Source organism: Pantoea sp. B623 (assembly GCF_024814475.1).
Lineage (GTDB): Bacteria > Pseudomonadota > Gammaproteobacteria > Enterobacterales > Enterobacteriaceae > Pantoea > Pantoea ananatis.
This window is the reverse complement of the sequence record NZ_JANUXM010000004.1, coordinates 3,088,455-3,110,172: the sequence shown is the minus strand read 5'-3', so window position 1 is coordinate 3,110,172 and position 21,718 is coordinate 3,088,455. Positions and strand designations below refer to the sequence as shown.

At 55.9% G+C, this 21,718-nt stretch carries 20 protein-coding genes and 1 riboswitch; of the genes, 9 read left to right on the top strand and 11 right to left on the bottom strand.

Annotation, left to right across the window (positions count from 1 at the left end; translation table 11 throughout):
- The first annotated feature begins 77 nt into the window (after positions 1 to 77).
- On the top strand, positions 78 to 938 hold the full coding sequence (locus NXS97_RS16350; protein WP_014605034.1) for a ketose-bisphosphate aldolase: 861 nt from the start codon (positions 78 to 80) through the stop codon (positions 936 to 938).
- A gap of 327 nt (positions 939 to 1,265) precedes the next feature.
- Here NXS97_RS16350 and NXS97_RS16345 read toward each other — a convergent pair whose 3' ends face one another.
- Positions 1,266 to 2,078 carry a transporter substrate-binding domain-containing protein gene (locus NXS97_RS16345; protein WP_013027235.1) on the bottom strand — a complete coding sequence of 271 codons (813 nt, stop codon included), beginning with the start codon at positions 2,076 to 2,078 and terminating at the stop codon, positions 1,266 to 1,268.
- Positions 2,079 to 2,191: 113 nt separating this feature from the next.
- Here NXS97_RS16345 and NXS97_RS16340 point away from each other — a divergent pair, with 113 nt between their 5' ends.
- Positions 2,192 to 2,773, top strand: a complete 582-nt coding sequence (locus tag NXS97_RS16340; protein WP_015699497.1) for an NAD(P)H-dependent oxidoreductase — start codon at positions 2,192 to 2,194, stop codon at positions 2,771 to 2,773.
- Positions 2,774 to 2,804: 31 nt separating this feature from the next.
- Complete coding sequence (locus NXS97_RS16335) at positions 2,805 to 3,113, top strand: putative quinol monooxygenase (protein ID WP_013027237.1); 309 nt, start codon at positions 2,805 to 2,807, stop codon at positions 3,111 to 3,113.
- 60 nt (positions 3,114 to 3,173) lie between these two features.
- Here NXS97_RS16335 and parE read toward each other — a convergent pair whose 3' ends face one another.
- The 5 genes from parE to nudF are packed head-to-tail and all read right to left on the bottom strand — an operon-like array spanning position 3,174 to position 7,630.
- The gene (gene parE / locus NXS97_RS16330; protein ID WP_014594634.1) at positions 3,174 to 5,069 is read right to left on the bottom strand and encodes a DNA topoisomerase IV subunit B; all 1,896 of its coding nucleotides are present in this window, start codon (positions 5,067 to 5,069) and stop codon (positions 3,174 to 3,176) included.
- Positions 5,070 to 5,117: 48 nt separating this feature from the next.
- Entirely contained in the window at positions 5,118 to 5,699 is a 582-nt protein-coding gene (yqiA, locus tag NXS97_RS16325; RefSeq protein ID WP_013027239.1) for an esterase YqiA, read from the bottom strand.
- A 3-nt stretch (positions 5,700 to 5,702) separates the two neighbouring features.
- Positions 5,703 to 6,530 carry a 3',5'-cyclic-AMP phosphodiesterase gene (gene cpdA, locus NXS97_RS16320; RefSeq protein WP_014605032.1) on the bottom strand — a complete coding sequence of 276 codons (828 nt, stop codon included), beginning with the start codon at positions 6,528 to 6,530 and terminating at the stop codon, positions 5,703 to 5,705.
- 42 nt (positions 6,531 to 6,572) lie between these two features.
- Positions 6,573 to 6,998, bottom strand: a complete 426-nt coding sequence (locus NXS97_RS16315) for a DUF1249 family protein (protein WP_014605031.1) — start codon at positions 6,996 to 6,998, stop codon at positions 6,573 to 6,575.
- Entirely contained in the window at positions 6,995 to 7,630 is a 636-nt protein-coding gene (gene nudF, locus NXS97_RS16310; protein WP_013027242.1) for an ADP-ribose diphosphatase, read from the bottom strand. Before nudF ends, NXS97_RS16315 begins: the two co-directional genes overlap by 4 nt.
- A 211-nt stretch (positions 7,631 to 7,841) precedes the next feature.
- Between nudF and tolC the strand changes: the two genes are divergently transcribed.
- From tolC to NXS97_RS16295, 3 genes are all read left to right on the top strand, one after another.
- Positions 7,842 to 9,311: an outer membrane channel protein TolC gene (gene tolC / locus NXS97_RS16305; protein ID WP_024471050.1), complete on the top strand. Its 1,470-nt coding sequence runs from the start codon at positions 7,842 to 7,844 to the stop codon at positions 9,309 to 9,311.
- Between the two features lie 142 nt (positions 9,312 to 9,453).
- Positions 9,454 to 10,125, top strand: coding sequence for a DUF1190 family protein (locus NXS97_RS16300; protein WP_013027244.1), 672 nt, complete (start codon positions 9,454 to 9,456; stop codon positions 10,123 to 10,125).
- 8 nt (positions 10,126 to 10,133) lie between these two features.
- Entirely contained in the window at positions 10,134 to 11,294 is a 1,161-nt protein-coding gene (locus NXS97_RS16295) for a glutathionylspermidine synthase family protein (protein WP_014594637.1), read from the top strand.
- A 38-nt stretch (positions 11,295 to 11,332) separates the two neighbouring features.
- Here the strand turns inward: NXS97_RS16295 and ygiD are convergent, their stop codons facing one another.
- Together ygiD and ribB are read right to left on the bottom strand one after the other, a co-directional pair.
- A complete protein-coding gene (gene ygiD, locus NXS97_RS16290) occupies positions 11,333 to 12,115 on the bottom strand; it encodes a 4,5-DOPA dioxygenase extradiol (protein WP_116220050.1) in 783 nt (260 codons plus the stop codon).
- Positions 12,116 to 12,298: 183 nt separating this feature from the next.
- Positions 12,299 to 12,955, bottom strand: a complete 657-nt coding sequence (ribB, locus tag NXS97_RS16285) for a 3,4-dihydroxy-2-butanone-4-phosphate synthase (protein ID WP_013027247.1) — start codon at positions 12,953 to 12,955, stop codon at positions 12,299 to 12,301.
- Positions 12,956 to 13,065: 110 nt separating this feature from the next.
- Positions 13,066 to 13,214: riboswitch (FMN riboswitch) on the bottom strand.
- A 171-nt stretch (positions 13,215 to 13,385) separates the two neighbouring features.
- On the opposite strand from ribB, the gene NXS97_RS16280 reads away from it, so the two are divergent.
- Entirely contained in the window at positions 13,386 to 13,718 is a 333-nt protein-coding gene (locus NXS97_RS16280; protein WP_013027248.1) for a ubiquinone biosynthesis accessory factor UbiK, read from the top strand.
- Between the two features lie 36 nt (positions 13,719 to 13,754).
- Here NXS97_RS16280 and hldE read toward each other — a convergent pair whose 3' ends face one another.
- The 3 genes from hldE to NXS97_RS16265 form a co-directional block, all read right to left on the bottom strand.
- Positions 13,755 to 15,179: a bifunctional D-glycero-beta-D-manno-heptose-7-phosphate kinase/D-glycero-beta-D-manno-heptose 1-phosphate adenylyltransferase HldE gene (gene hldE / locus NXS97_RS16275; RefSeq protein ID WP_116220051.1), complete on the bottom strand. Its 1,425-nt coding sequence runs from the start codon at positions 15,177 to 15,179 to the stop codon at positions 13,755 to 13,757.
- A gap of 70 nt (positions 15,180 to 15,249) precedes the next feature.
- Positions 15,250 to 18,102 (bottom strand): bifunctional [glutamate--ammonia ligase]-adenylyl-L-tyrosine phosphorylase/[glutamate--ammonia-ligase] adenylyltransferase, encoded by a 2,853-nt coding sequence (gene glnE / locus NXS97_RS16270; RefSeq protein ID WP_116220052.1) that lies wholly within the window; start codon positions 18,100 to 18,102, stop codon positions 15,250 to 15,252.
- A 29-nt stretch (positions 18,103 to 18,131) separates the two neighbouring features.
- A complete protein-coding gene (locus tag NXS97_RS16265) occupies positions 18,132 to 19,442 on the bottom strand; it encodes an inorganic triphosphatase (RefSeq protein ID WP_116220053.1) in 1,311 nt (436 codons plus the stop codon).
- 266 nt (positions 19,443 to 19,708) lie between these two features.
- On the opposite strand from NXS97_RS16265, the gene NXS97_RS16260 reads away from it, so the two are divergent.
- Both NXS97_RS16260 and NXS97_RS16255 read left to right on the top strand, forming a co-directional pair.
- Positions 19,709 to 20,329 carry a TIGR04211 family SH3 domain-containing protein gene (locus NXS97_RS16260; protein WP_014605025.1) on the top strand — a complete coding sequence of 207 codons (621 nt, stop codon included), beginning with the start codon at positions 19,709 to 19,711 and terminating at the stop codon, positions 20,327 to 20,329.
- Between the two features lie 156 nt (positions 20,330 to 20,485).
- Positions 20,486 to 21,703, top strand: coding sequence for a multifunctional CCA addition/repair protein (locus NXS97_RS16255; RefSeq protein ID WP_105080645.1), 1,218 nt, complete (start codon positions 20,486 to 20,488; stop codon positions 21,701 to 21,703).
- Positions 21,704 to 21,718 lie beyond the last annotated feature (15 nt).

Below are 21,718 nucleotides of genomic sequence, written 5' to 3'. Positions count from 1 at the left end.
GCTGTAACCCGGTGCGCGTCTCTGAACGTCAGCGCAGGGCATCCCTTTGTCGTAAAACAAGCTGAGGAAGATTTAACATGTTGATTTCAATGAAAGAGATGTTAAGCCCCACCCGCCAACACCGCTTTGCTATAGGCGCATTTAACGTGGCCGACAGCTGTTTTATCCGCGCGGTGGTGGAAGAAGCCGAAGCCACACAAACTCCGGCCATTATCTCTATTCACCCCAGCGAACTGGCGTTCGTGACGGATGCGTTTTTTGGCTATGTTCGGGAGCGCACCCTGAAAAGTACCGTGCCCTTTACCCTGCATCTGGATCATGGTGCTTCGGTTGCCCACGTGCTGCGCGCTATTCAGTGTGGCTTTACATCGGTCATGATTGACGGCTCGCTGCTGCCCTATGAAGAAAACGTGGCGCTGACTAAAGAGGTAGTGAAGCTGGCGCACGCGGTGGGCGTATCTGTCGAGGGCGAACTGGGGACTATTGGCGATACCGGCACCTCGGTAGAGGGCGGCGTCAGTAAAGTGATTTACACCGATCCCGCGCAGGCGGAAGACTTTGTGCAGCGCACCGGCGTGGATACCTTAGCGGTAGCAATAGGCACGGCGCACGGTATCTATCCCAAAGATATGAAGCCCGAACTGCAAATGCATATTCTGCGGGATATCTCTCAGCGCGTGTCCATTCCGCTGGTCTTGCACGGCGGTTCGGCGAATCCCGATGCCGAAGTGGCGGAGGCGGTTACGCTGGGCGTGGGTAAAATCAATATTTCCAGCGATATGAAATATGCCTATTTCCAGAAGGTGCGCGAAGTCTTAACCCGCGAAACCTGGTGGGATCCAAACGTGATTTATCCTGAAGCGATTGAGGCGGCCAAGGCGGTCATTCGCTACAAAATGAACTTGTTTGGCGGACTGGGAAAAGCCTCGCTGTATTGAGTACTGAAGGGTAAAAATGTGTGGTTGGTGTTCCGTGCGGTTCCCACCGCCACGGTATCGGATCTGACGTCCTCGCGCCGCTAACGCGGTGCCTTCGCGGCGTTCGTCAGCCTGACGAACCAGCGGAGACGGTACTTCCTGTACCGGCTCCGCTTTTTGCCCGCGTCCTGCGGGCAAATTCTGGCTTCCTCGCTCTGCTCAGCGCTGCGAATTGTCTGTTCCGCTCCCGTGACGGTGGGCACAGTGACGCATGTGCGCCATTTCGGACGGCTATCTGCAGTTTTGAAGCCCGGCGTTAACACATCAGGTAAACCCCCTGCTTTCGCCTTACTTCATCACACCCATCCACTGCTGGGCGATCTGCGCATATTCCCCGGTCGCGGTGCTCAGGTGCAGCCACTGATCGACATACTGCTTCCAGCTCATATCATCACGCGGAATCATGTAAGCTTTTTCACCGTACTGCAGCGGTTTATCCGGGTTGAGCGCACACAGGGAAGGAAAGCGTTTTTGCTGATACAGCGCCTCTGAGGCATCGGTGATCATCACATCGGCTTTATTGTCCACCAGCTGCTGGAAGATGGTCACATTATCGTGAAACAGCGTTAACGCAGCCTGAGGTAAGTGGCTGTGAACAAACGCCTCGTTCGTGCCCCCTGCTGGCTCAACCAGACGCACGCTGGGCTGGTTCATCTGTTCGACCGTCTGGTACTTCGCCTTATCGGCGCATCGCACCAGCGGAATTTTACCGTCCACGCCTAACGGCTGCGCAAACCAGGCCGTTTGCTGGCGCTTCAGCGTGACCGATACGCCACCCAAGGCGATATCGCACTGCTTCGCGATAAAGTCCTGCATCAGGGTTTTCCAGGTGGTGGGTACCCATTGCACCTTCGCCCCCAGTGACGCGGCCAGGGATTCAGCCATGCTGATATCCAGCCCTTCATAGCTGCCATCCGGTTTCAGGAAGCTGTAAGGTTTGTAGTCCCCGGTAGTACAGACTTTCAGAGTTTTGGTGTTAAGAACGCTGTCCAGACGCGACTGGGCCTGCGCGCCGCCAGCCACCAGCAGTAACGTGATTACGAGTGTTTTTTTCATCATTGTATTTTTTTCGGCAGTGAGTTTGCGCTGGTATGGTGACATAACCTCGGGGGTTATTGCGCTATTCGCAAAAGTGTTGTGATCATTCTCGCATTTTTCTCCCGCGCATCGCGGCCTAAGCTACCCCCCATTGACGCATACGGGAGACAAGCTTAATGAGTAACATTTTAATTATCGATGGCGGTAAAACCTTCGCCCATTCGAAAGGCGAGCTGAATCATACGCTGACCGAGGTGGCCGCCAGCCAGCTGCGTGATCTGGGCCATGAGGTCACGATCACCGTTGCCGACCACGCGTATGTTGTGGCCGATGAGGTGCAAAAATATCTCGACAGCGACGTGGTGATTTATCAAATGCCGGGCTGGTGGATGGGTGAACCCTGGACCGTGAAACGTTACATCGATGAGGTTTTCACCGACGGCCACGGTAAGCTGTATGCCAGCGATGGCCGCACCCGTGCCGACGGCGCAAAAAAATATGGTTCAGGCGGACTGATTCAGGGCAAAAAATATATGCTGTCCCTGACCTGGAACGCACCACTGGAGGCCTTTACCGACCCTGAGCAGTTCTTTGAAGGCGTGGGCGTTGACGGACTTTATCTGCATTTCCATAAGGCGAATCAGTTCCTGGGCATGGAAGCATTGCCGACCTTTATCTGCAACGACGTGATGAAACAGCCGGATGTTCCACGTGATATTGCACGTTATCGCACGCACCTCCGCGAGATTTTTGCTTAAATAGATGTTCACCCAGAAAGAGGAAACGTGAATGTTAACCGTCGTTGCTGAAATTTGTGTTAAGCCAGGCTGTCGCCAGAAAGTACTGGATGCGTTTCACCAGGTGATCCCTACCGTGCTGGAAGAAGAAGGCTGCCATCAGTACAGCCCTCTGGTCGATCACCAGGCGCAGGTGCCCTGGAAACACAATTCACCTGATTCGATTTTTATGCTGGAGCAGTGGGAAACCCTGCGCCATCTTGATCAGCATCAGCAGATGCCGCATATGGAAGCCCATCGTACGGCGATTAAAGACTATGTGACTGACGTGAAAATTCTGGTGCTGGAGCCGGGTAAATAATCCTGGCGGAACACGCACAAAAAAAGCCCCGTTCAGGGGCTTTTTCCATCAGGCTGCGGATTACACTTCAATATCCGCTTTATCGCCTTTTTCCTGCAGCCAGTTACGACGATCTTCGGATCGCTTTTTCGCCAGCAGCATATCCATTACCCGCAAAGTCTGTTCAATGTCATCGTCACTGACGGTGAGCTGCACCAGACGGCGCGTGTTGGGATCGAGCGTGGTTTCGCGCAGCTGCAGCGGATTCATTTCACCCAGCCCTTTAAAGCGCTGCACGTTTGGCTTGCCCTTCTTGCGCTTCAGCTGCTCCAGTACGCCCTCTTTCTCGTCTTCATCCAGCGCGTAATACACTTCTTTGCCCAGATCGATGCGATACAGCGGCGGCATGGCGACATAGACGTGGCCATTTTTTACCAGGGTGCGGAAGTGCTTCACAAACAGCGCACACAGCAATGTGGCGATGTGCAGCCCATCCGAGTCCGCATCAGCAAGGATACAGATTTTGCCGTAGCGCAGCTGTGAGAGATCTTCGCTATCGGGATCGATACCGATCGCCACCGAAATATCGTGCACCTCCTGCGAGGCCAGCACTTCATCGGACGAGACTTCCCACGTATTGAGGATCTTACCTTTAAGCGGCATGATCGCCTGATATTCGCGATCGCGCGCCTGCTTCGCCGATCCGCCCGCCGAATCCCCTTCCACCAGGAAGAGTTCGGTTTTATTCAGATCCTGCGCGGTGCAATCTGCCAGCTTACCCGGTAGTGCCGGGCCGCTGGTCAGTTTTTTACGCACCACTTTTTTGGCTGCGCGCATACGGCGCTGGGCGCTGGAGATCGCCAGCTCCGCCAGCTGTTCTGCCGCCTGCACGTTCTGATTCAGCCACAGGCTAAAGGCATCTTTTACTACGGCAGACACAAAGGCGGCGCACTGGCGCGAGGATAAACGCTCTTTTGTCTGGCCTGCAAACTGCGGATCCTGCATTTTTACTGACAGCACATAGGCGCAGCGATCCCAGATATCCTCTGCGGACAGTTTGACGCCGCGCGGCAGAATATTGCGGTATTCACAAAACTCACGCATGGCATCCAGCAATCCCTGACGCAGACCGTTGACATGGGTACCGCCCTGCATGGTGGGAATCAGGTTCACATAGCTTTCGGTCAGCAGCTCACCGCCTTCCGGCAGCCACAGTAATGCCCAGTCCACCGCTTCGATATCACCGGCAAAGGTTCCGACGAAGGGCTTCTCTGGCAGGGTTGGCAGGCCGTTGACGGCTTCGCACAGGTAATCTGTCAGACCATCTTCGTAGCACCAGCGCTGTTCGGTATTGTTCAGCTTGTCTTTGAAGACAATTTCCACCCCTGGACACAGCACGGCTTTCGCCTTAAGCAGGTGTGATAAGCGGGACACCGAGAAGCGCGGGCTGTCAAAGAAGTGCTCATCCGGCCAGAAATGGACGCTGGTGCCGGTGTTGCGCTTCGCAACCGTGCCCGTGACGGTCAGATCCTGCACTTTTTCACCGTTTTCGAAGGCGATACTGTAGATCTCACCATTACGTCGCACGTTGACTTCAACACGCTTAGAGAGGGCATTGACCACCGAAATGCCGACGCCGTGCAGGCCACCGGAAAACTGGTAGTTTTTATTAGAGAATTTCCCCCCCGCGTGCAGCCGGCACAGGATGAGCTCAACGGCCGGGACGCCTTCTTCCGGATGGATATCCACCGGCATGCCGCGTCCGTCGTCAGTCACTTCTAACGACTGATCGGCATGTAAAATCACTTCTACGCGCCTGGCATGGCCCGCCAGTGCCTCATCGACACTGTTATCAATCACTTCCTGACCCAAGTGGTTAGGGCGCGTCGTATCGGTATACATTCCCGGGCGACGGCGAACCGGCTCAAGGCCAGTCAGGACCTCAATGTCACCCGCATTATAGCTTGATTGACTCATGGTAACTGTCTGATTAGAAGAAGAAAATGGTTGCGATTTCCGCGTTACTCAAGCGTGATTCAGGCCCAGAAAGTCCAGAATTTGCGGGAAATGGCGTTCGAATCCAGTAAATGCATGATTTCCGCCCTCTTCCACCGTATGACGGCACGCGCTGTAGTAGTCGAGCGCCTGGCGGTAATCGAGCACTTCATCGCCGGTTTGTTGCAGCAACCACAACAAATCAGGTGCTTCCAGCGGTTCAATCTGCATCACTTTCAGATCGTAAATGTGGCGAGACTCTAACACATATTGCTGACCGGTGTAGGGATTCTGATTCTCCCCTAAAAAATCCACCAGCAACTCGAACGGCCGCACGGCAGGGTTGACGACCACTGCAGGCAACATAAAGCACTGGGACAGCCACGTCGCGTAGTAACCGCCCAGCGAGGAGCCCACCAGGCCCATTTCACGCCCGCTGTGACTTAACACGATGTCTTCCAGCATCGCCGCGGCCTCGGCCGGAAAAGTGGGAAGCTGCGGCACAATCATCTCTATGTCGGGATGATTGTGACTCAGCCACTGTTTGAACAGCGTCGCTTTCGCTGAGCGCGGGGAGCTGTTAAAGCCGTGCAGGTAAAGCAGCGCCTTCATCCGTCAGTATCCTTCGGCATCAAGATCGGGGCAAAACGCCTGAGTGCTGAGCCGGTTCACTTCTGTATCAAGCTGACCGTCATTGTGCAGCGTAAACCAGCGCCAGCCTGGCGCAAGGGTATCAATGGTAAAGCTGGTGCAGTGCGGTTTGAACTGCACGCAGGTGGAAGGCGTGGCCAGCACGCGGCGACCGTGCCACGCCACATCCATTTCCTGATGGATATGGCCGCACACCAGTGTCTTTGCCAGCGGATAGTGCTGTAACACGGCATCAAGCTGATGGGGATTGCGCAAACTGTGTTGATCAAGCCAGGTGCAGCCTGAAGCAAGCGGATGGTGGTGCAGCAGCACCAGCGTATGACGCAGGGGAAAGCGCGCGAGGGCGTTATCAAGCCAGTCGAGCTGATAGTCGCTTAACATGCCATGAGGCACGCCGAAGACCTGACTGTCCAGCAGCACGACCTGCCAGTGTTCGCCCACCAGCACATGCTTATGCGCGTTGATGCCGGCCCTGGCCAGCGTATCCACCATTGCGGGCTGGAAATCATGATTACCCGGCAGCCAGACACAGGGTTTTGGCAGGCGCGAAATGCCCTCAACAAAATGCTGATAGGCTTCGACCGAGTGATCCTGAGAGAGATCGCCGGTGGCCACAATGAGATCATAGTCGCGCTGTTGTGCGATGATCGCGTCCAGCACGGCGTCATAACTCGACCAGGTATTCACTCCCAGCAGCGATTCGTGTTTTCCTGCGAACAAATGCGTGTCCGTCACTTGCAGAATCCGCACCCCAGATTCTGTTGCCGCAGGAAGAGTTAGCAGGCTATCCAAAGCGTTTCCTTCGTCTCTACGCCGTTCAATGCATTATACGTATCAGCAAGCCGGTACTGCCATGGCGCCATGCGTCAGACAGTAGCGTAACCAGTCAGCGAGGAACTGATTGATTTGATGCTTTTCATCACGCTGATTCATCTTTTTATTCGGGTAATCATAACGCGCTTTAAACCGATAGATCTGCTGTGTTGAACACACTTCAGCGACCATGGCGTCATGATACAGCCTGACAGACATGGAAGGCAGGCTCCAGTAACTCACCGCCGGTGCCGTCTGGCGAATTTCAACCAGAGTAGTGTAACGTGTTGATTCTTCGATTGTTAACTGATAGCGGGCGCCGCTCACCTGATAGCTAACCGATGCGCCTGCCTCGTCATCGCGCGGGAGCAGACGGCGTAACTGGGCGAAATTGGTTTCGCACAGCCGCATCATCTCGGGGAAATCAGGGATATAGCGCTGTTTCATTTTTGCGTCCACTCTTCTCGAAGTTCTTTATGGTGCAGTGCCAGCCATTGCAAGGCGATGACAGATGCCGCGTTATCAATAATCCCCTGTTCCACCCAGTGGTAAGCCTGTTCACGGCTTACGACATGCACAAGAATATCCTCATTCTCTTCCTCCAGGCCATGGCATCCTGTTGCCAGGCCGGCATCCACTTCTCCCACCATAACTGATAAACGTTCGCTGGTGCCGCCCGGGCTGGCAAGATAGTTCAACACGGGCTTCACCCGGCCAACGGTCAGACCGGCTTCTTCTGATGCTTCACGGCGTCCCACCTGTTCCGGAGTTTCACCGGGTTCAATAATGCCCGCAATCATTTCCAGCAGCCAGGGCGTGGGGCTGCAGTCGAAGGCCGGAATGCGGATCTGCTCAATCAGCACCACTTCATCACGGATGGGATCATAAGGTAGCAGGACGGCAGCATGGCCGCGCTCAAAAACTTCACGCGTCACTTCTCCGCTCATGCCGCCTTTAAACAGACGATGGCGAAAACGGTAGCGAACGATGGAAAAAAAACCGTCGTAGGCCGTTTCACGTGCAATAATTTCTACATCATTTTTTGTGAAAGTCACAGGTGATGTTTTATTGTCCTTCATCGTTTGGTTCCTTTTGCAGATTGGGATGACACAGATAAAACACAAGCCCGGGCACTATCTAAACAGTCATTACAGAGTTATTTACCTGAAACACGCAAATATGGCACGTTCAGCCACCTTATCTCACAGTTGCCCTCTGCTAGAATCTGCGATAATTTTTGGCTTACCGGCGGCACTATCATTGCGATTTGCTGCAACAAAAGGAATGCAAATGAAAAAACTGCTCCCATTATTTATTGGGCTGAGCCTGGGCGGTTTCAGCGTCGCCAGTCAGGCAGAAAACCTGCTTCAGGTTTACCAACAAGCGCGTTTAAGCAACCCGGACCTGCGGAGCTCCGCTGCCACTCGCGATGCTGCGTTTGAGAAAATCAACGAAGCGCGCAGCCCTTTATTACCACAACTGGGTTTGGGTGCAGATTACAGCTATGCAAATGGCTATCGTGATAGTAGCGGTATTCATTCCAACACGACCAGTGGCACACTGCAATTGACGCAAACCATTTTCGACATGTCAAAATGGCGCGCGCTGACCCTGCAGGAAAAAACCGCAGGTATTCAGGACGTCACCTATCAGGTTGCTCAGCAGGATTTGATTCTGAATACCGCGACGGCCTATTTCAACGTGCTGAAAGCCATTGATACGCTTTCTTACGTCGAAGCACAGAAGATGTCCATCTACCGCGAGCTGGATCAAACCACTCAGCGCTTTAACGTGGGCCTGGTGGCCATTACCGACGTGCAGAACGCCCGCGCCCAGTATGACAGCGTGCTGGCCAATGAAGTCACGGCGCGTAACAATCTGGATAACTCGGTGGAGTCTCTGCGTCAGATCACCGGCATGGACTATCTGGCACTGGCCTCACTGAACATCGATCGCTTTAAAACCACCAAACCTGATAACGTTAACGCGCTGCTCAAGCAGGCAGAAAGCCGTAACCTTAATCTGCTTTCTGCCCGTCTGAATCAGGATTTAGCTCGTGAACAGATCCGCTCTGCGGAATCAGGCCACCTGCCAACGCTCGATCTGACCGCGTCTACCGGTCTGTCTAACAGCAAATACGGCGGAAGCCGCGCTGAACAGAGTGCAAACTCAACAGACTCGATTACAGGAAACAGTAAAGTCGGCCTGAGCTTCACGCTTCCGCTTTACAGCGGTGGCAGCGTGACCTCACAGGTGAAGCAGGCGCAATATAACTTTGTCAGCGCCAGCGAACAGCTGGAGGCGGCTCACCGCTCTGCGGTTCAGACGGTACGTTCTTCTTACAACAACGTGAATGCGTCCGCGAGCAGCATTGCGGCGTACAAGCAAGCCGTGGTCTCTGCGCAGAGTTCATTAGACGCCATGGAAGCCGGTTATCAGGTCGGTACGCGTACCATCGTTGACGTGTTGAACGCCACCTCAACCCTGTATAACGCGAAACAGCAGTTGTCCGATGCACGTTACAGCTATCTGATTAATCAGCTAAATATCAGCTATGCGCTGGGCACGCTGAACGAGCAGAGTCTGGGCATTCTCAACAGCCAGTTAGGCAAAGAGATCTCCACCTCACCGGAAACCGTTCAGCCCCAGAACGTTCAGCAGGTACTGGGTGAAGATCACATCGCGAGTTCTTCTGAAACCGCGACGGCGCCGGTGCGCCCGGCCGCCCATAAAAGCAGCCGTAACCCTTTCGCTAACTGATCGCCCTGCGGGCCGCTTTGCGGCCCGCTTCTCTTAAAAACGTATAACTAAGTAAAGATCCCCGTCCTGCCTGGCCGTTAGCTTCATTTCTCGCCACTCATCCCCTATTCTATGCGCTACCTTTGGGCACAGGATATTTATAATGAAACGGACTAAAACGATCCGCTATGCCGCCTTTCGTAAGAGCTGGCAAGCAAGACACTTAACGCCTGTTGCTATCGCTGTTTCAGCGGTATTTATGCTGGCAGGCTGTGAACAAAACGACGAAACCGTCTCGCTCTATCAGAACGCCGATGATTGTACGAAAGCCAATCCCGGCCAGAGTGCGCAATGCACCACCGCGTTTAACAACGCCAAAAAGGAAGCGGAACGTACCGCACCGAAATACGCCACACGTGAAGACTGCGTGGCAGAATTTGGTGAAAACCAGTGTCAGCAGGCGCCTGCACAGGCTGGCGTGGGCAGCACTAATGCCGAGTCGCAGCAAAGCGGCAGCTTCTGGATGCCGCTGATGGCGGGCTATATGATGGGCCGCATGATGGGCGGCGGCGCGGGTTTTGCGCAGCAGCCGCTGTTCTCACCCAAAACGCCAAACAGCCCGGCTAACGGTCAGTTCGTTGATGCGTCCGGCCGTAATTATGGTAACGCCACCTCTGGTAAAACCATGACGGTTCCTAAAACCGCCATGGCGCCTAAACCGACCACCACCTCAACGATTACGCGGGGTGGCTTTGGTGAAACGGTCGCGAAGCAAAACAGCATGCAGCGTAGCAGCAGCGCGTCCGGCACCTCCAGCCGTTCGCTGGGAGGCTAACCCCGCTTATGCAACGCATCGCGATTTCAGAGCGCCCGGGCTGGCGGGAAAAAGCCACGGAGTTTGGTTTTCGTTTTCACACCATGCACGGTGAGCCCTACTGGTGTGAAGAGGCTTACTATCAGTTCACGCTGGCGCAGATTGATTATCTTGAGGACGTCACCGCCGAGCTTCATCAGATGTGCCTGCAGGTCGTGGAAAAAGTGGTGAACAGTGAAGCGCTGCTCACCAAATTTCGCATTCCTAAGCATACCTGGGACTTCGTGCGTGATTCATGGCAACAGCGTCAGCCCTCGCTTTATTCGCGCCTCGACCTCGCATGGGACGGCAAAAGCGATGCCAAACTGCTGGAGAACAACGCCGACACGCCTACGTCGCTGTATGAGGCGGCGTTTTTCCAGTGGCTGTGGCTCGAAGACCAGCTCAATGCCGGTCAGCTGCCGCAGGGCAGCGATCAATTCAACAGCCTGCAAGAGAAACTCATTGAACGCTTTACGGTGCTTCATCAGCAACAGGGGTTTAACTGGCTGCATTTCGCCTGCTGTCGTGATACCGATGAAGATCGTGGGACGGTGCAATACTTGCAGGACTGTGCCACGGAAGCCGGACTGCCGAGCGAATTTCTCTACATTGATGAGATAGGGCTGGGGGAAAAGGGCCAGTTTACTGACGCCCAGGATCAGGTCATCAGTAATCTGTTCAAGCTTTATCCGTGGGAATTCATGCTGCGCGAGATGTTTTCTACCAAGCTGGCCGATGCGGGCGTACGCTGGCTGGAGCCGGCATGGAAGAGCATCCTGTCAAACAAAGCGTTGCTGCCGCTGCTGTGGGAGATGTTCCCCAATCACCCTAACCTGTTGCCCGCCTGGTTTGCCGAAGACGATGTGCCACCGATGGAGAAATACGTAGTTAAGCCACTGTTCTCGCGCGAAGGGGCCAACATTCGTATTGTGGAAAACGGCAAAGAGATCGCCCGTGTGGACGGTCCTTACGGCGAAGAAGGCATGATCGTCCAGCAGTTCCATCCGCTGCCGAAATTTGGCGACAGCTATACCCTGATTGGTAGCTGGTTGATTGACGATCAGCCTGCGGGCATCGGCCTGCGCGAAGATCGCGACCTGATCACCCAGGATCTTTCGCGTTTCTATCCGCACGCGTTTATCGAGTAGCGCTTTCCTCCAGGCCAGCACGCTGGCCTGGTTTCTCTCTAGCCGACCTGTACCGACAGCATACTGATTGCGCCCATTTCCATACCTTCAACAGGTACGGTTACGGCCTCACCTGGCTGACGGGACCCCAGCACGTACAGCAACGGCAGGAAGTGCTCCGGCGTGGGATTGGATAACGCCGCATCCGGATGCTGCATAAAATTCACCAACGGATGGGAATCTGCTCCGGCGTCAACCGCCAGATTATCGCGCACATAGTTGTTGAATCCGGTCGCCCAGTCATAAGCGTTTCCGCCGCCCCACAGAACCTTACGCAGGTTGTGTACCACATTGCCGCTGGCGACGATCATGACACCGCGATCGCGCAAGGCAGACAGCTTTTTGCCTATCTCAAAATGCCAGGCCGCAGGCTTACCGCTGTCGATACTAAGCTGGACTACCGGAATATCCGCCTCAGGATACATTTTAATCAGCACGCCCCACGAGCCGTGATCGAATCCCCATGCATGATCCTGATGAACCGGCACGGGCGATAAAATCTCAGCAATTTCATTTGCCAGTTCAGGCGAACCCGGCGCGGGATAGCGGGTATCAAAAAGCGCCTGCGGAAAACCGCCAAAGTCATGAATGGTACGCGGGTTTTCCATCGCTGTGACCGCCGTTCCCTGGGTATACCAGTGAGCCGAAATGGCCAGGATGGCCCGCGGTCGTGGCAGCGTGGCACCGGCTTTACGCCAGGCTTCGGTGTAACGGTTTTCTTCTAACGCATTCATCGGGCTGCCGTGTCCCAAAAACAGTGCTGGCATACGTAACTGGCTCATAGCGATCCTTAATGTGTTCACTCTATGAGCACTACGATACGCTGTTTGCAGGGGTTATCACGCGGATAAGCATGATGTTCTCTGTCAGGAAATTTGAACGAAAAAGATGAGTCAGATAAGCAGGAAGGATGGGGGAAGAAGTGAAGCAATCAGGCCAGTATTTCTGGCCTGACAGTAAGCCGGTTAGCTGGCCTGACGCGTTTCGTGCTCGCGACGATAGGCAACCAGATCTTCGATCGTCACGACCGGCATCGCATGCTGTTTCGCGAACAGGATCACTTCAGGCGCATGCGCCATAGAGCCGTCGTCGTTGGTCAGTTCACACAGGACGCCTGCAGGTTTAAAGCCCGCCAGCGTGACCAGATCGATGGTCGCTTCAGTATGACCGCCGCGGGTCAGAACACCACCATCATGGGCACGCAGGGGAAAAACGTGGCCCGGACGGTTCAGATCTTCGGGTTTGGCGTTATCGGCAATCGCCGTGCGAATGGTAGTGATGCGATCCTGCGCGGATACGCCGGTGGTGACGCCCTTCGCCGCTTCGATGGTCACGGTAAACCCTGTGCCATAGGCGCTGGTGTTGTTTTCCACCATCATCGGTAATGCCAGCTGCTGGCGGCGTTCTTCGGTCAGGCAGAGACACACGATACCGCTGCCGTGGCGAATAGTGAGAGCCATCTGCTCGACGGTCATGGTTTCGGCAGCGAAAATCATATCGCCTTCGTTTTCACGATCTTCATCGTCGAGCACCATCACACCGCGTCCTTCACGGAGTGCAGCGATAGCACGTTCTACACGCTGTTTCGGCGTGCCAAATTCAGAAAGTAGAGTCTGATTCATGGTAATAAAACCTTTTAAATGTATTGGGTTACCAGAATCAGGGCAAGCTTAGGAGTGACGCCGTATAGACGTAGCAATGACGCAAAACAGACATAATGCCTGACAGATGTCGTTACCCTCTCCCATCCGGACTTTAACCGTCGGCCCCGGAATTTCACCGGATCTGCTGACCTTCACCATCATAGTGAAGCGCTCGCGGGCTGTCAGCCTGGGCTGATTTACCGCCGGTGGGGAATTTCGCCCCGCCCTGAGAATAAGCGTTTTAACTATAACGCTTCCTATTCGGGGCGGCAATCCACAAAGCCATTATTGCTTTAGCATTTTTTGCGCTAAGGATTTCAGGTTTAACCTTTTCAATTCAGGCATTACACTTAAGTGACTCTAGCGTTGGTACAATGCTGCCATAGCAACCCGTAACCAGGAAACCATCATGATCGACACGAAAAAAATTGAACAAATGGCCCGTCAGGTTCATGACGCGCTGCCGAAGGGAGTTCGTGAATTTGGCGATGATGTCGAGAAGAAAATCCGGCAGACGCTGCAGGCACAAATGACCCGCATGGATCTGGTCAACCGTGAAGAGTTTGATGTCCAGACTCAGGTTTTACTGCGTACGCGTGAAAAACTGGCGGCGCTGGAACAGCGTCTCGCTCAGCTGGAAAGCAAGAGTTCAGCGTCTGCCGCGCCCGCTGCCACCAGCACACCTGGCCCGGCACCGGCCATCGTGCCAGCCGCACATCCTGCTGACAAACCGGCTAAATAAAGGGCGGGCGGGAGCCCGGGCTCCCGCCGCCATGACTCAGTCGCCGCGAATGGTTTTGATGATATTGGTGGTCGAGATGCCATCTTCAAAGTTCAGCACCCGCACGTCACCGCCATTGGCCCAGACTTCCTGGCAGCCCGCGATATCTTCCGGTTTGTAATCCCCGCCTTTTACCAACAGATCGGGCAATACGCTGGCGATTAAGCGCTGTGGCGTGTCTTCTTCAAACAGCACGACCCAGTCTACCGCTTCCAGCGCACCCAGCACGATCATACGGTTTTCCTGCGGGTTCACCGGACGGCTGTCGCCTTTGAGGCGTTTGGTGGACGCATCGCTGTTTACCGCGACAATCAGGCGATCGCCCAGCTTGCGCGCGTTGGCAAGGTAGGAAACATGGCCGGCATGCAGAATGTCGAAGACGCCGTTGGTCATCACCACTTTTTCGCCGCGCTGACGCGCCATGGCGACGGCCTCTTTCAGCTCGGATTCAGTCATGATGCCAAAACCGCGCTCTGGACGCGCACGAATGGCGTTTTCCAGCTCCACGATGCTGACGGTTGATGTCCCCAACTTCCCAACCACCACGCCTGCAGCGGCGTTAGCCAGAAAACAGGCTTCTTCCAGCGAATCCCCTGCGGCTAAAGCAGCGGCCAGCACGCCAATGACGGTATCCCCGGCGCCGGTCACGTCAAACACTTCTTGCGCCTGGGTCGGCAAATGCAGGGGCGCTTTACCCGGCTGCAGCAGCGACATGCCGTTTTCAGACCGCGTGACCAGCAGGGCGGAAAGGTCGCAGTCGGCGATCAGCTTCATGCCACGTTCCACAATCTCATTCTCTGTCTTGCATTTGCCCACCACGGCTTCGAACTCAGACAGGTTGGGCGTCATCAGCGTCGCCCCGCGGTAGCGCGCAAAATCCGTGCCTTTCGGATCGATCAGCACCGGTACATTCGCCTCGCGTGCCAGCGCGATCATCTGCTGAACGCTGTCCAGTGCGCCTTTGCCGTAATCCGACAGCACCACCGCACCGCTACGGGACAGTGACTGGCGCATTTTTTCGTGCATCGGGGCGGCGTCCACCTGCTCAAATCCCTCTTCGAAGTCCAGACGGATGAGCTGTTGGTTGCGAGAGAGGACACGCAGTTTGGTAATGGTGGGATGGCTTTTTAAGGTGACAAAATCGCAGTCAACACGAACATCCTTCAGCGTTTTACTCAGTACCTGAGCCGCATCGTCTTCCCCGGTCAGTCCGATCAGACGGGAACCCGCCCCCAGCGCAGCAATGTTCATTGCCACGTTAGCGGCGCCGCCTGGGCGTTCTTCAACGGTTTCCACCTTGACCACCGGCACCGGCGCTTCAGGCGAAATACGGCTGGTGGGGCCGTACCAGTAACGATCCAACATGACATCGCCAACGACCAGCACCGAGGCCTGGCCGAACGCGGGCAGAGTAACTTTCATTCCAGACACTCCAGACTGCATTCAAAATAGTGCGCGGATGATAACACAGTTGCGACAGGTGCTATCAGCATCACGCCGTGAGAGAGTGTGGTGACTGTAGCCATCGCTGCCAGCTGGTGTTCACCGACTCTTTTTCCTGCGCAAAGGCGTCAGGTTCAACATGCCCGGGCTGCTCCTGAAGCGCCAGATGATGCAGCGCATCGCGCAGCGTGACATAAGCATGCGTGAGCGCTGCCGCTTCCTCGTCAGACATTTTGTGGTGGATTGCCATCCGTTCAAAAATCCGCACATTGTCTGACCAGCGCGTCAGGTCGGGCTGCTCCGCCGCGTAGCGCAGCACCAGGTACTGGGCGATGAATTCAATATCCGTAATGCCGCCTTCGTCCGTTTTGATCTCCCAGCGGCCCTTGTGCTTGTTGCTCAGGTGCGCGCGCATTTTTTCACGCATCTCTCTGACTTCCGTTTGCAACGCTGCCGCATCGCGCGGCAGACAGAGGATCGCACGGCGAATGGCGCTAAAACGCGCGCTCAGATCGGGCTCACCGAACACCACGCGGGCGCGGACCAGCGCCTGATGCTCCCACGTCCAGGCTTCGTTGCGCTGATAATCGTCGAAGGCTTCAAAAGTACTGACCAGCATGCCAGCCGCGCCCGAAGGCCGCAGTCGCGCATCCACTTCGTACAAAATGCCGGACGACGTACGGGTGCTGAACAGATGCATGATGCGCTGCGCCAGCCGCAGGTAAAACTGCCGTCCGTCTATGCTGCGCTCGCCCTGCGTGACGGCTTCCATCGGGCAGTCGTGCAGGAAAACCAGATCGAGATCGGAGCTGTAGCCCAGTTCCCATCCGCCCAGCTTGCCATAGCCCAATACCGTGAAGCCCCGTTCGTGTTCATGCACAAGGTGCGACGGTCGGCCATAGCGCTGCACCATCATATTCCATGCCTGCTGCACCACCGATTCGATAATGGCCTCGGCCAGCCAGGTTAAGTGATCGCTCACTTTCATCACCGGCAACGTGCCCGCAATATCCGCCGCCGCAATGCGTAATAACTGTGCCTGTTTAAACTGGCGTAATGCTTCAAGCTGCTGCTCTTCATCATCCGCAGGAATGCGCATCAGGTACTGACGCAGCTCATCCCGGTAGGCATCCGTAGCGGTTGGCTGATAGAGCGTGGCGGGATCAAGCAGCTCATCCAGTAACAGCGGATAACGTGCCAGCTGGCTGGCCACCATCGGTGAGGCTGCGCAAAGACGAATCAGGTGACGCAACGCGCCGTGATACTCGGTGAGCAGCTCAAGGTAGGTACTGCGGGTCAGAACGCTCAGCAGCAACGGCGCCAGGCGACTGAAGGTCACCGCGGCATCGCTGCGTGAACAGACTTCACTCAGCAGTTGAGGCATCAGCTGATCCAGCGCCTGACGGCCGCGCGGGCCGATAGTGCGGTGACCGATATCCTGGCGAAACGCTTCCAGCGCCTGATTAAGAGCATGACACTGCGTGGTATCCAGTTGTGGCACCAGCGGGGCCAGCTCAGTGTCCTCCAGGCTGTCGTGCCACAGCATGTTAAAGTCGGCCAGTTCGGGGCGATCGCCCACATCCGGCGTATCCTCACCGATTAACTCATCGAAGATGGCACGCACGGCGGCCATATGCGTTTCCAGCCGGGCGCTCAGCGCAGCCCAGTCATCACAGCCCATCGCCCACGCCAGCCGGGCGCGGGGTAACGCCTCTTCCGGCAGCGTTTGCGTTTGTTCGTCCGCCAGACTTTGCAACAGGTTTTCCAGCCGACGCAGAAACAGATAAGCCGCGCGCAATGCCGCAACCTGCTCGGGTGGCAGTAAGGCCAGAGATTCAATAGCAGACAGCGTAGGTATCAAGGCCCGGAGCTGAAGCGAGCGCTCACGTCCGCCACGAATCAACTGAAAAACCTGCACGATAAATTCTGTTTCGCGAATCCCGCCCGCGCCCAGCTTGATGTTGTTTTTCAGCCCACGGCGACGCACTTCACGCGCGATCATCGCTTTCATATTGCGTAACGACTGGATGACGCTGAAATCGATGTAGCGGCGATAAACAAAGGGCCGCAGCATCTGCTGCAGTTCCTGGCTCCAGCGATCCTGCTCATCGCCCATCAGCCGCGCCTTCACCATGGCGTAGCGCTCCCAGTCGCGGCCCTGCTCCTGGTAATAATCTTCCAGGGCGGCAAAACTCATGACCAGCGGCCCGCTGTCGCCAAACGGGCGCAGGCGCATATCGACCCGGTAAACAAAGCCGTCGGCCGTGGGCTGATCGAGTACTTTGATCAGGCGCTGGCCCATGCGGGTAAAAAACTGCGCATTGTCGAGTTCGCGGCGACCGCCGCGCGTGGTGCCGTTTTCCGGCCAGGCAAAAATCAGATCGATATCGGAGGAGAAATTCAGCTCGCCACCGCCCAGCTTGCCCATTCCGAGGATCAGCAGCGGCTGTGGTTCACCCGCGGCATTGCAGGGCGTGCCGAATTCGCGACAGCAGTCCTGATAAACCCAGTGGCGCGCGGCGTCGATCAGCACCTCGGCTAATACGCTCAGCTGCTGCAGCGTCTGCTCTGTCGTGGCAAGCTGCAAGCACTGCATCCAGGCAATGCGAACCAGCATGCGACGGCGAAACAGGCGCAGCACGCGCATCAGGCTGGCTTCACTGTCCACCGCCGCCATGTCTCTGCCCAGCCACTGCGTATACTGCTGCCACTCGTCGGCCTCGGGCGACTGTGCGGCAATCTCCTGCCACCAGTGCGGATTCTGCTGCAGGTTATCCAGCACAAAGTCGCTGAAGGCCAGACCGGCAAGCTGCGCCTCGCTGAGAGCGGTATCCGCAAGACCGAGCTGTTCAACTGCCCGCGCGGCCTGGGTGCGCAATACGGTGGGTAAGGATGGCAACATGTTCTCTCCCTGATAGCGTGCTGTATGACTTAACGTGGCGAACCGCTGGTTAACCAAAAGGGTGACTGTTTCATCGCCTGCGCCGTTAACCAGTCCAGGCTGGCGTGCTGCTGTTCCCTGATTGCGCGCTGCAGCTGCTGCCACGGCGCCAGCCAGTCGTGAACGGCATCCGGCGAGTAAGCGCCCGCCAGCAAATGCACCACCAGCAGCTGTCGATCCAGGCGCGTGGCCTTGTCCTGATACTCATTCACCTGATGGACGGTGCTGAAGGTTTCTTTCAGATCGGCATTGATGCGGCCCAGCATGATATCGCCAAAGCGTTTAAAGGAACCGTTGAGCTTGGTTTGCCCCTTTTCATCAATCCACTGCCGCCAGTGCGCCTCGGCTAACCAGTGAGTAAGTGCTAACTGGGCCTCTACCGAGAGAGCCGAAAAACAGAAGCTGTCGGCATCGACATCTTCATTTAGCAGCGTTTCTTCCAGCGTGGTCAGCTTCTGACGCAGCTCGCTACTGGCCTTGCGCGGGACTACCGCCCCAAACAGCGCAAACGCCTGACGCAGAACATCCAGCGCCTCACGAACCGCTTCTCTGGCGCGCTTATTGCCACGCAGCCACACTTCTTCATGATATTGCCAGTGGTGAAGACCTGCCGCCATGGCCGCTGCCATGCCCTCTTCCACCGTGGCTTTCGCCCCGGCTTTTAACAGCGGAAAGGCGGTTACCTCACGCGAGGGATTACCTTTGGCTAACTGATAGCCGCGCGCCGCCTTGCTCAGGCTGCCCATCCGCAGGTCGCCCACGGCCACTAACTGCTGAGCAAAGGTCAGCAACTCGCTGCGCTGGCCACCTTTTAGCTCAAGCTCAACCTCTGACAGAGGTTCGCTCAACTCCCCCGCCGTCACGTCGCCCCGATCGCAGGCAATTTCTATTTCACTACTGCCCGCCGTGACTACCCAGATCTCTCGTTCAAAATGGGTACTGAACAGCGGCTGCAGACGCTGCTGTAGCGCTGCCACATCCGTTCCTTCCGGCCAGATGTCTGCGGGCAGACGGCTGATGTCCAGCGTTGGCTCAGTGAGGTCAACGTTGTATTCACCGCGCTGATGTAGCCCACCCAGCGTTTTGCCGGCGGTTTTCAGCGTCATTTCGTAGCGTTGATCAACGCCCCGAATGCGCAATCCCATATTCCAACGACGTAACTGATTATCGTCGGTTTCAAAATAGATATTGGTCAGCTGACGGGCAGCCTGGTGCTGATGCGGAAACGCCGCCAGCCGTTCTGCCAGTTTCCCGGCAGCATTGGGTTTAGCAATGAACTTAAGTTCGATTTCGATGGTCATATTTTTTTATTCACTAACGCCGCTGGCACTTAAGGATATATTCCCTGCCTGTTTAAGGTTATCTTCTGCTGCATCCACTGAGCTGAAGGTTAGGGTTTTCAGGCGAAGAGTAATGCACAGAAGCCGGACTGTCTCTGCTTTCTTTGTGCTTTCGCTACCCTTTTCGCACTGTCATGAGACCAGGATAGTTCTCATTCAGATTTACGCGAAGCCTCTACAGACTGTGCCGGTAAATTATCTTTAATTTTTAAGCAAAACGAAATCTAATGAAAAAAATCACAATCGCTGGAATCACTTTGCTGGCCCTCAGCACCCTTGCACCTGCTCACGCCGATGAAAAACGTTACGTTTCTGACGAATTATCCACCTGGGTTCGTAGCGGTCCCGGCGACCAGTTTCGCCTGCTGGGCAAGCTGAATGCGGGTGAACAGGTACAGCTGCTGCAGACCAATGATGCCACCAAATATGGCCAGGTACGCGATGCCGAAGGCCGCACCGTCTGGATCCCCCTGTCGCAGCTGAGTGAAAATCCCAGCCTGCGCACCCGGGTACCGCAGCTGGAACAACAGGTTAAAGACCTGACCGCCAAGTTAGCCAATATTGATAACAGCTGGAATCAGCGCACCGCCGAAATGCAGAACAAAGTGGCCAGCAGCGACAGCGTGATCAACGGCTTAAAAGAGCAAAATCAGAAGCTGAAAAACGAACTGATCGTGGCGCAGAAGAAAGTCAGCGCCGCTAACGTTCAGTTGGATGACAAACAGCGTACGATCATCATGCAGTGGTTTATGTATGGTGGCGGCGTGCTAGGCGTCGGCCTGCTGCTGGGGCTACTGTTGCCGCACATGGTGCCGCGCCGTAAGAAAAACGATCGCTGGATGAACTAGTTTTACCACCGCTCGCTATCAGGGGATCGTAAGATGCCCCTTTTGGCCTGTCTGCAATATGTCGAATTTGTGCAACAATAGAGTTTGTGCCCGTCTGGATTCAGGTGCCGGAAGCCCACAGACGCGCAGATCACTTATTTATCTCTGGAGTTGTGCGTGAAGACGTTTCTTGTTGGCGGTGCAGTGCGCGATGCGCTGTTGAAGTTGCCGGTTAAAGACAAAGACTGGGTTGTGGTAGGCGCGACCCCGGAAGCCATGCTGGAACAAGGCTACCAGCAGGTCGGCCGCGACTTCCCCGTGTTTCTGCATCCCAACAGCCGGGAAGAGTATGCGCTGGCGCGTACCGAACGGAAGAACGGCAAAGGCTACACCGGGTTCACGACCTGGTCGGCGCCAGACGTCACGCTGGAGCAGGATTTACAGCGCCGCGATTTGACGATTAACGCCATTGCCCGCGACGATCAAGGCGAGCTTTACGATCCCTACCACGGACAGCAGGATATTGCCGACCGGCAGCTGCGCCACGTTTCCGATGCCTTTAGTGAAGATCCCCTGCGCGTCCTGCGCGTCGCGCGTTTTGCCGCGCGCTTCGCCCACCTTAATTTTCGTATTGCCGACGAAACGCAGGCGCTGATGCGACAAATGGCAGAGAGCGGCGAGCTGGCCGATCTCACGGCCGAACGCGTCTGGAAAGAGACCGAAAAAGCCCTGTCCTCCCATAATCCCCAGGTTTACTTCCAGGTACTGCGCGACTGCGGCGCATTGCAGGGGCTGTTTCCGGAAATCGATAACCTGTTCGGCGTGCCGGCGCCCGCCCGATGGCACCCGGAAATTGATACCGGGGTTCACACGCTGATGGCGTTAACCCTGTCTGCTGGCCTGTCGGAAGCGATTGACGTGCGCTTTGCGACGCTGTTTCACGATGTCGGTAAAGCCCTAACGCCGGTTGAAAAATGGCCCAGCCATCACGGACATGGCCCGGCAGGCGTTCCGCTGGTCGCCGCGCTGTGTCAACGGCTACGCGTGCCGAATGCGATCCGTGATCTGGCGCTGCTGGTCACGGAGTTTCACGACATGATGCATACCATTGAGCAGCGCCCTGCCGACGCGTTGATTGGCTTATTTGACCGCCTTGACGCCTGGCGCAAACCCGAGCGGGTTAACCAACTGGCGCTGTGCAGCGAAGCGGATGCCCGCGGACGCGGTGGCCTTGCCAACATGCCTTATCCCCAGGGCAACTACCTGCGACGTGCGTTTGCCCTGGCTCAGGCCGTGTCATCTAAGGCGGTCGTGGAGGCGGGATTTAAAGGGATAGAGGTGCGGGAAGAGCTCACGCGACGTCGTATTGAGGCTGTCGAACAGGGCTTAGCGTAACGCGGCCAGTCGCCC